This is a genomic window from Clostridium sardiniense, from assembly GCF_050584765.1.
Classification (GTDB): domain Bacteria; phylum Bacillota; class Clostridia; order Clostridiales; family Clostridiaceae; genus Clostridium; species Clostridium sardiniense_A.
Genome location: NZ_JBNOOR010000002.1, coordinates 1 through 10,452, shown reverse-complemented (window position 1 = coordinate 10,452; position 10,452 = coordinate 1). Strand labels below are relative to the sequence as shown.

Annotated in this window: 6 protein-coding genes and 1 other RNA gene; all 7 read left to right on the top strand. The window is 29.9% G+C overall.

Annotated features, from left to right (window positions below; translation table 11 throughout):
* Nucleotides 1-404 (top strand): SH3 domain-containing protein (locus ACQPUW_RS09790; RefSeq protein ID WP_430837311.1); only part of this gene is annotated, 404 nt, incomplete at its 5' end.
* A 178-nt stretch (nucleotides 405-582) separates the two neighbouring features.
* On the top strand, nucleotides 583-1,119 hold the full coding sequence (locus tag ACQPUW_RS09785; protein WP_430837310.1) for a sigma-70 family RNA polymerase sigma factor: 537 nt from the start codon (nucleotides 583-585) through the stop codon (nucleotides 1,117-1,119).
* Complete coding sequence (locus tag ACQPUW_RS09780) at nucleotides 1,112-1,711, top strand: hypothetical protein (protein WP_430837309.1); 600 nt, start codon at nucleotides 1,112-1,114, stop codon at nucleotides 1,709-1,711. Before ACQPUW_RS09785 ends, ACQPUW_RS09780 begins: the two co-directional genes overlap by 8 nt.
* Before the next feature lie 159 nt (nucleotides 1,712-1,870).
* Nucleotides 1,871-2,227: a transfer-messenger RNA gene (ssrA, locus tag ACQPUW_RS09775) on the top strand.
* 278 nt (nucleotides 2,228-2,505) lie between these two features.
* A complete protein-coding gene (locus tag ACQPUW_RS09770; RefSeq protein ID WP_204594898.1) occupies nucleotides 2,506-2,658 on the top strand; it encodes a hypothetical protein in 153 nt (50 codons plus the stop codon).
* A 789-nt stretch (nucleotides 2,659-3,447) separates the two neighbouring features.
* Entirely contained in the window at nucleotides 3,448-4,413 is a 966-nt protein-coding gene (locus ACQPUW_RS09765; protein ID WP_430837308.1) for a tRNA dihydrouridine synthase, read from the top strand.
* Nucleotides 4,414-4,850: 437 nt separating this feature from the next.
* The coding region (locus ACQPUW_RS09760) for an Ig-like domain-containing protein (protein ID WP_430837307.1) at nucleotides 4,851-10,452 on the top strand (5,602 nt) is incomplete at its 3' end.

The window sequence follows — 10,452 nt, the reverse complement described above, 5'->3', positions numbered from 1 at the left end:
TAACGGCAAGCTCACTAAATGTAAGAAATGGAGCTTCAACAAAGAACAAAGTAATAGGAAGTTTATCAAAAGGCGCAAATGTTGAGATCGTATCAACATCAAATGGATGGCACAAAATAAAGTATAAGAATAGCTATGGATATGTGTCAGCTGATTATGTAAGTGTAAATAATTCATCAAGCACAAATAAGCCATCAACAGATAAGCCAAGTACAAGCATAAAGACAGGAAAAGTTAGAGCAAGTGCATTAAATGTAAGAAATGGAGCTTCAACAAAGAATAAAGTAATAGGAAGTTTATCAAGAGGATCTAAAGTTGAAATAGTATCAACATCAAATGGATGGCACAAAATAAAGTATAAGAATGGATATGGATACGTATCAGCAGATTATATAACTTTATAGGATAAAATAATATTTTAAATTAAGACTACTAAAACTTTAATTAATATAAGGTTTTGGTAGTTTTCTTTTTATATAATTATAAATAATAGATATAAAATTATAATATTTCAAAAACCCTGTAAGAAATGATTAAGTTTATACGTATATATTGTGAAAGATAAAAAAGGGGGACAGAGAATTGGATGTTAATGAGTTAATACAAGATATTAAGAAAGGTAAATCAGATGCTTTAGATGATCTAGTAGATGAGTATGGGAAGCTTATATATGGTGTTATTGCATCAATAATGTTACCTAATAATATGGATAGTGAAATTGATGAATGCTTTAATGATATATTACTTACAATTTGGTTTAAGATAGAGAGTTTTGATTTAAATAAGGGTAAGTTTAGAAATTGGATAATATCATTAAGTAAATATAAGACACTTGACTATTTAAGAAAAAGAAAAGTAAATGAAGAATTTAATGATCAGATATTAAAAGATGAATCAATAGAAGAAAAGATATTAAATAATGAAGAAAAAGAAATACTTAGGAAAGCTATTAACTCTCTAGAAGATATAGATAAAGAGATATTTACATTAAGGTTTATTGAAGATTTAAGTATTGAAGAGATTTCAGGAAAGTTGAATATAGATAAGGGTACTCTCTACACGAGAATATCTAGAGGGAAAAAGAAATTAAAAAAATTAATGGAGGGATATTATGAGTAGTTATGCAGAATTTAATATAGATGATTTAGTATATGAAGAGTTTAATGATGCTGAAGTAAAGAATTTTGAAAGCTTTGGAGAAAGTTTTATAACTAGGATTGCAAATAGAAAAAAAGAATTAAAAAGAGAAATAGCTACAGAAAATTATAATATTATAAAAGAAGAAGTAGATAATGAATTAGAAGTTGGAGAATTCATAAAAGAAAAATGTACTGGAACTATGGGCTGGCTTCAATATTTATCTGCTACTATGTGGAGTGCAGATTACTATGTATTACCATTTGCTTTTTGGGATGTTAGTCTTAATTACAGAATATTTATAACAGATAGAAAGATAATGATATTTGAAGTTACAAATATTTTTAAGATACAGAGACAATATATAATAGATTTTAAAGATATAGATAGGTATAAAGGAAATGTTAAAAAAGGAGAATTTAGATTTTTTGCAAAGAAAGATAAGTATGATGAGATTAGAATGTCTTCTAATTGGCTATTATACTATGTGCTTCAAGGAAGATTTGATGTATATGTAACATCAGAAAACAAACAAGAAGTTGTTAAGTTATTAGATGAAATTTTGAAAAAATAATGTAATTTAGGTAAGTTTAAAAAATATTAAAATCTTTTGGCTTAATATGAAGTAGTTTCAGGGTGTAGATAAGTTGACAGTGAAGAATATGTGCTATATAATTAGTTCATAAAACAAAATTGAATATATCTGTTTTACAAAATCAAATTTACCTAACATGGGGATGTTTTGGCTTCGACGGGGGTAAGTGAGGTTTGGTAAGCGAGCCGAGGGAAGCATGGTGCCTCGATAATAAAGTATGCACTAAATGTAAACGCAGAAGACAATTTTGCATTAGCAGCTTAATATAGCTGTTCATCAGCCCTAGATTGCCCACGGTCTAGGATCCTGGTGTCATTATAAGTGGGGAACCGAGCTTAGCAAAGCTTTGAGCTAAGAACGGAACTTATGAAGCTAGCGATCTAGTTACCCGTCTGTAGGTGTTCTAGAAAGCGAAATTTAATATGCAGACTACGCTCGTAGAAAGCTAGACGGAACTACTTTCGGACACGGGTTCGACACCCGTCATCTCCACCATAGAATAAATCCACGATATTTATATCGTGGATTTTTTTGTGTAGAGAAAAGAAAAAATAGATTAAATTATTGATAAATATAATATTAAGAGGTATGTAATATTAATGTGGGTAATGAATTAGTGTTTTTTTATTCTATAAGAAGTTATATATGTCAGTAATATTGATAAAAAACAAATTTAAATTAATATTTAAAATGTATCTATAATTTTAGACTGTAATACTAAGAATAATATAGTATTCAATGGCAAATATAAATATTATAAGAGGTGAGAAAAAATGAGTAATAAACATAAAAATAGTAAGAAGAAAATGGCATCTTTAGGGCTCAGAAAAGATGAAAATGGAGATTATAAATATATTGATCCTAATGATACAACTTCAGAATTTGTTCCAGTAAGAAATAATATATCAAAGTCTACAAAACATTAATGAGCATACATAAAAAACTGTATAGATGTTAATTGCAATTATATAGAAAAAATAAAATGGAAAAAAGAGTACTGTAGTTAAGAAGTAATGAAAGTTAAAGTTGATATGATAATGAATAGAATTAAAGAGGCAGATAAGTAAAAATATAAAAAACAAATAAAATAGCATAAAAGTAATTGTCTTGTTCGCTTTTTAGATAGAAAGTAATAATTACGATCATTAGTCACTACATGTTGAGAATGTTGTTAAGATAGTGAAGAATTAGGCATAAGACAATAAAAAATATCTTAGTGTTCCCTTAGATTAGTCTAGGGGATTTTTTTATTTAATAATCATGTAAAGTTCTAAACTAGAATAATTAAATCCAGTTTTAAAACACTGTAATACAAAGTTTACAGAGAATATAAATAATTAGGCTGTATGGTTAAGATACATTCTAGAATGAATTTTAGGATATCTTCTCTCATACGGCTTTTGATTTTTTATTACCAAAATTAAAATGCTACTTAAATATTTATTTTTTATAATAGTGTATGTAATTAAAGTAATTAGATTAGTTAATAATATTTTCTTATGAATAATTTGGCATGGAATATAAATTAAGTAGATAAGAAAAAAGAAGGCTGATATAATGTTTTTTAGAATGTTTGTCCCATGTCTATCGGCTGTAATATTCCAATTTTCTAAATGCTGGAGATAACAGTTGCTACAATATAGGACAAGTTCAACTAAAAATCAGAGGGGATTAAACTGCCTTTGATTAAGTTTCAGTTATAAAGGAGTTAACAAATGAAATATTATTTAGCACCAATGGAAGGAATTACAGGATACATATATAGAAATACTTATGAGAAATTTTTTCATAATATTGATAAATACTTTACACCTTTTATTGTTCCAAATAAAAGTAGAAGTCTTAAAACTAAAGAACTAAGAGATATTTTGCCTGAAAATAATGAAGGCATGAATATAGTTCCTCAAATACTTACGAACGATTCAGAAGGTTTTATTTTCACTTCCAGAAAATTACAACAATTAGGTTATAATGAGATTAATTTAAACCTAGGTTGTCCTGCTGGAACAGTTGTATCAAAAGGTAGAGGTTCAGGATTTCTAGCAAAAAGAGAAGAACTTGATAAGTTTTTAGATGAGATATTTAAAATAGATGATATAAAAATTTCTATAAAAACTAGAATAGGAAAAGATAGCTCAGAAGAGTTTTATGAGTTAATAAAAATTTACAATAAGTATCCTTTGGAAGAATTAATTATCCATCCTAGAACACAAAAAGACTTTTATGGAAACAAGCCTAATTTAGAGGTATTTAAAGATGCGTTATCTTTAAGCACTACTCCAGTATGTTATAACGGCGATATTTTCACTTCAGGTGATTATAATAAATTAACAAAATCTTTCCCAGAAGTAGATACAGTAATGCTAGGAAGAGGGCTACTAGCTAATCCAGGATTAATGAATGAGATTAAAAATAATACTTTTATAGATAAAGAATTATTAAAAGATTTTCATGATGAAATTTTTAATACATATAGAGAATTATTTAATGAAGATAGAAATGCAATACTTAGAATGAAAGAGTTATGGGGATATATGATTTACATATTTTCAGATAATAAAAAATATGCTAAAAAAATAAAGAAATCACAGAAGTTAAGTGATTATAATGAAGCTGTAGTAAGTTTATTTACGGAGCAGGAGATAATAAAAGGGGCTGGATTGTTTAGTAATCAAGATTAAATATGGATGTTTTTTATTAAAATCCACAAAAAGATATTGATAGTTTGTTTAAATTAAAAAATATAAATTGGAAATTATGCAGAGAATTAATAATTATTCTACATAAATGTTAATATATATCAATATATTTATATGGGATTTATAAATATATTAAAAGTTAATTTTGTATCTAGTAAGAAAAAAAGACACATCAAGTGAGAGGGGGAGAATGAATAAAACTAAGTTAATTTTATTTAAAGTAATGTTACTGTATCAGGACAATTTCTATTCAATGTTTCTAAAATAATAAAGTTTAGGGGGGAGCCATTGTTTTAGCAATAGCTATTATTAAGAAATTAATATATTAATTTCTTAATTAATAGAAGCTATAAAGTATTTAAGCCAAGTATATTAAATATGAAAAATAAATTGAGAATTTATGAATGGGGTTAAAGGGTATGAAGTTTAAAAAAATGCTAAGCTTAATTCTTGCGACAGTAGTAATCACGACTTCTTCAGGTATACCAACATTGGCAAATGCTACAGTAAGAGATAAGGAAATAGTTAAAACAGTAAATAATGATTCACAAAGAACTATATCATTTAATGATAATTGGAAATTTAACTTGGGAGATGTGCCGGGAGCAAAAGAAAAAAAATTTGATGATAGTAAATGGAGAGGACTAACATTACCTCATGACTGGAGTATTGAGTTAGATTTTAATAAAGATTCTGAAGCAACCCATGAAGGTGGATATCTAGATGGAGGAACTGGTTGGTATAGAAAGAGTTTTGTACTTCCTAAAGAAATGGAAGGAAAGAAAATAAGCATTAACTTTGGTGGAGTATACATGGATAGTTATATTTATGTAAATGGAAAACAAATAGGTAATCATCCTTATGGATATACTCCATTTTCATTTGATATAACAGACGATATAGTATGCGATGGTGTTACTGAAAATGTTATTTCAGTAAAAGTAACGAATAAACAAAGAAGTAGTAGGTGGTATTCAGGTAGTGGTATATATAGGGATGTTAATCTTACAGTAACTGAAAATGTTCATGTTGCAGAATATGGTACTTTCGTAACTACACCAGACATAGAAAAGGAATACAAAAATGGTAGAGCTAAAGTTAATATTAAAACAGATATTATGAATGAGGAAGCTACAGATAAAGAGGTAAGTGTTAAATCAGTCATAATAGATGCTGAAGGAAATAATGTAGCTGAAAATATAACTACTGAAGTAGTAGCTTCTAGAACTACTAAAAAGTTTAACGCTGATGTAATGGTTTCCAATCCGAAGCTTTGGGGAACAGAAAATCCATATTTATATAAAACGGTTACTACTGTAATTATTGATGACAGAATAGTAGATGAGTATGAAACAGATTTTGGTATGAGATGGTTTGAGAATACTACTAATAACGGGTTCTTCTTAAATGGAGAGCAAATGAAGCTTGAAGGTGTATGTATGCATCATGACCAAGGATCTTTAGGTGCTGTTGATAATAAGACATCAATAAGAAGACAGGTTAAGAAGTTAAAAGAGATGGGAGTAAATTCTATAAGAGTTACTCATAATCCTGCATCACAACACTTAATAGATATTTGTAATGAAGAGGGAATTCTTCTTATAGAAGAAGCTTTTGATACTTGGTATGGTAGCAAGAAGCCATATGACTATGGAAGATTTTTTGAGCAAAAATCAATTCATGGAGATATGACTTGGGCAGAGTTTGATATTAAGCAAATGGTTAATAGAGGAAAAAATGCACCAAGTATAATAATGTGGTCATTAGGAAATGAAGTATGGGAAACAAGTGAAGCAAAAGGTGTAGAAACTGCTAAAAAACTTGTTAAGTGGACTAAGGAAATTGACGATACAAGACCTACAACTTTTGGGGAAAATAAATTTATGGCATATGGAGAAGGAGCACATGAAAATGTAGCTAAGGAATTCGATATTGTAGGATTTAACTATGCTGAACATGAATATGATAAATTTAGAGATAAATATGAAGATTGGGTAATTTATGGTTCAGAAACTTCTTCAGCTACAAGAAGTAGAGGTGTGTACTCACATCCTGAAGAGAATAAAGTAGCTGATAATCATACAGATTTACAACAATCCTCATATGATAATGATTATGTTGATTGGGGAAGAAGTGCAGAACAAGCATGGAAGATGAATAGAGATAGAGAATATATATTAGGAGAATATGTTTGGACAGGTTTCGATTATATCGGAGAGCCAACTCCTTATTACAGTAAATTCCCGGCTAAATCATCATACTTTGGAGCTATAGATACAGCAGGATTTGAAAAAGACGCTTTCTACTTCTATCAAAGTCAATGGTCAAATGAACCAATGGTTCATTTATTACCACACTGGAACTGGGAAGATGATGATAGCATAAAGGTTGATGGAGATAAGATATTAGTATATGCATATACTAATGCAAACGCTGTTGACCTATATTTTAATGAAGATGTAACAAGTGATGAGTTAGGGGAATTAGTAGAGAGTAAGGAATATGAAGTTACAGATGCAGGATACAATGGGACTTATAAAGAAACTAAAGATGGTAAGCTTCACTTAGAATTTAAAGTTCCATATAAAAAAGGTAAATTGACAGCTGTTGCAAAGGATGGAAAGGGTAAAGAAGTTGCGAGAGATGTAGTTAAAACTGCTAATGATGCAAAGAAAATTGAGTTAAGTGCAGATAGACAAGTTATAACTGCTGATGGGTACGATTTATCATTTATTACAGTTGATGTAGTTGATGAAAATGGAACTTTAGTTCCAGATGCTGATAATTTAATTAACTTTGAAGTTAAGGGTAACGGTAAGATAGTTGGTGTTGATAATGGTAACGCTGCAAGTGTTGAAAGATATAAGGCTAATAAGAGAAAAGCTTTTAACGGTAAAGCTTTAGTTATAGTTCAATCAACAAAAAATGCTGGTTCATTTACATTAACAGCAACAAGTCCAGGTATTTCTTCTGATAACACAACAGTATACACTGTACCAGAAGAAGAATTAAGTGAAAATAAGATTCTTGGATATGATGTAAGTGATGTTACAGTACCGGTTAATGGAGAGTTAAACCTTCCAAAAGAAATAACAGCACTTTATGCAGATGGAAGTAAAAAAGAAGTGAATGTTATCTGGGACTCAATTCCAGAAGATAGTCTAAAAACTCCAGGAATATTTAAAGTAAAAGGAACTGTAATAGGTAGCGATATTCCAGTAAGTATTAAAGTAATCGTTAAAGATATTATTGGTGTATTAGATTCTAGGATGTTAGTACCTGTTGGCAAACAAGCTAAGCTTCCAAAAGAAGTATCAGTAGTAAGCAATGATGGAAGTATAGAAAAGTATCCAGTAACTTGGGATAGAGAGTTGACAGCAGAGGATGTTGCTTCACCTAAAACTGTTACAATAAAAGGTAAGGTCACAGGACTAGAAAGCTTAGATGCTAAAGCTATTATAGTTGTATCTGATAATTTTAAAGAAGTAAATATAGCATTAAATAAAGGTAAGACATATCCAAGAGCATTTACTTCATACACTGGACATGACAGTGTAAATAGTATAAATGATGGTATAGTTTCCAAGGATACTCAAGCTAAGAATAGATGGACAAACTGGGGGAAACCTGGAGGAAACTATGATGATTATGTTGGTATAGAGTTTGATGAAGAATATTCCATAAGTAAAATAGGAATTTCATTATATAGTGATCATGGAGTTGCTATTCCAAGTGAGATTTTAGTTGAGTATTGGAATGGTGATGAGTGGATTTCAGTTTCCAATCAAAGCAAGACAACGGGCTTCTCAGTAGAAGGTACAGAAGAAATTACTTTTGATGAAGTAAATACAACTAAAATAAGAGCTTTATTAAAAGAAGATACTGTAGCGAATAAAGCAGTTGGTCTTACTGAATTCTATATTTATTCTAATGCAATGGAGGGAGCAGGTACATCGTTATTAAGTGATATTAAATTAGATGGTGTTACTATTGAAGGTTTTGATGAGAATATCAGTGAGTATATGGTTAATCTACCATATGCCTCAAAGGTGCCAGTAGTTACAGCTACTGCTAAGGATAATGCAAGTTTATTCGTAGTACCAGCGTTAAATGCTGATAGTAATGCTAATATTATTGTAATAGCTGAGGATGGAACAACTAGTAACTATCTTATTAATTTCACAGAAGGTGATCCACAGTTAGAATCAGCAACAATAGAATTATCTAAGAAAGATATAATTGAAGATGATATTGTTGATATTATAGTAGAAGGAAGATTACAAGATGGTTCTTTAATTGAAGAAGATGAATTACAAGTTAAATATAATTTATCTTCTAAAGATTCTGGAGAAGCTAAAATAGAAAATGGTAAATTATATGCTTATACAGAAGGAACAGTGACTTTAAATGCTGAAGTAACGTATAAAGGTATTACTGTTAATGTAAAAGAAATAGTGGTGAACATTGGAAAGAACACAGCTGAAAAGACTATTATTTCATATGAAAAAGTAAATGTAGAAACAAATAAGGGCGTTGCACCAGTATTACCAGAAAAGGTAAAGGCAGTATATGATATTGGATTACCTAGAGAAGTAAAGGTTACTTGGGATAAGGTAAAAGAAGAGTCATACAATAAATATGGAATTTTTGAAGTGGAAGGAACTGTTGAAGGACAAAGCTTAAAAGCAAAAGCAAGAGTTGTTGTTAAGGGTCTATCAGCATTACAAAATATTTCACTTGCAACTAATGTAAAGGTAGAGCCAAAGCTTCCACAAACAGTAAAGGCTTACTATACAGATGGATCAATAGTTGATGTTCCTGTTACTTGGAAAGATTATAATAAAGAGTTATTAAATAAAGTTGGAACTTTCTCTATAAATGGAACAGTGGAAGGAACAGATAAAGTTGTAAGTGCTACTATTAGAGTAACTAATGAAACTATAAAAGGTGATAACATTGCTGGTACAAAGACTGGTTTTGATATACCAATGGCAATAGCTTCATTTACAAATGATGCAATTGTAGAGCCAAATTCAAAGGATAGAATTCAATATGTAAATGATGAAGAGATTAATAATAATAGATGGACTAACTGGGTAGAGCAACCAAGAAGTGGTGATTGGGTTGGTATTATCTTAGGATCAGGTCTGCCAGAGTATAAATATATAGACAATCTAGAAGTTACTTTCTTTGAGGATAGTGGATGTAAGATTCCAGAAAGCTTTGAAATACAATATTATGTTGGAGATGAGGTTATTGTACCAAATCAACCATCACATGTATTAATGGAGGAAGAAAATCCATTTAATGATGATAGTAATTGGGTAACAGTATCTAACTTAGTATCTAATCCAGAAGTTACATCACCAACAGATACAAATTATTATACTTTTGATATGGTAAAGACAAAGGTAATAAGAATAAAAATGACATCTGAAAGTGGTAAATCTTTAGGAATAAAAGAGATAAAAGCTTTTGAGGAGAGAGTAGAACCAAATTCAGATTTCGTTGTAAATGGAATAAATGTAAATGGCAAAGCTTTAGATGGTTTTGCAGCTGATAGATACAACTATACAATGAAGCTAAAAGCTAATGAGGAGTTACCAGAAATAACTGTAGATGCAACAAATAATGCATCAGTATCTGTAGTCTACACTGTGGATAATTCAGAGAAGCTAGAGGTTATTGTAAGATCTGAAAATGGACTTAAGGATGCAAAATATGGAATAACTTTAGAAAGAGAAGTTGAGCAAGGTGATGCTGATAAGCTAGCATTAAAGATGGCTATAGATTATGCTAATGACGTTGAAGCTAATGGTGGATTAGAAGGTGTTGTACCAGCAGTTGTTAAGGAGTTTAGAGATGCATTAAAACATGCTAATGAAGTTTATGCTAATATTGAGGCTACTAAGCTCGAGGTTAATGAAGCATTTACTAGGTTAGTTAATGCAATTCATATGCTTGAGTTCAAGGCTGGAGACAAGACAGAGCTTAACAGACAAATTGAAATAGCAGAAGCTT

Bases quoted from the DNA above. Each gene is read 5' to 3' on its own strand.
- ACQPUW_RS09780 (WP_430837309.1), top strand. From the start codon at position 1,112: ATGAGTAGTTATGCAGAATTTAATATAGATGATTTAGTATATGAAGAG.
- ACQPUW_RS09770 (WP_204594898.1), top strand. From the start codon at position 2,506: ATGAGTAATAAACATAAAAATAGTAAGAAGAAAATGGCATCTTTAGGG.
- ACQPUW_RS09765 (WP_430837308.1), top strand. From the start codon at position 3,448: ATGAAATATTATTTAGCACCAATGGAAGGAATTACAGGATACATATAT.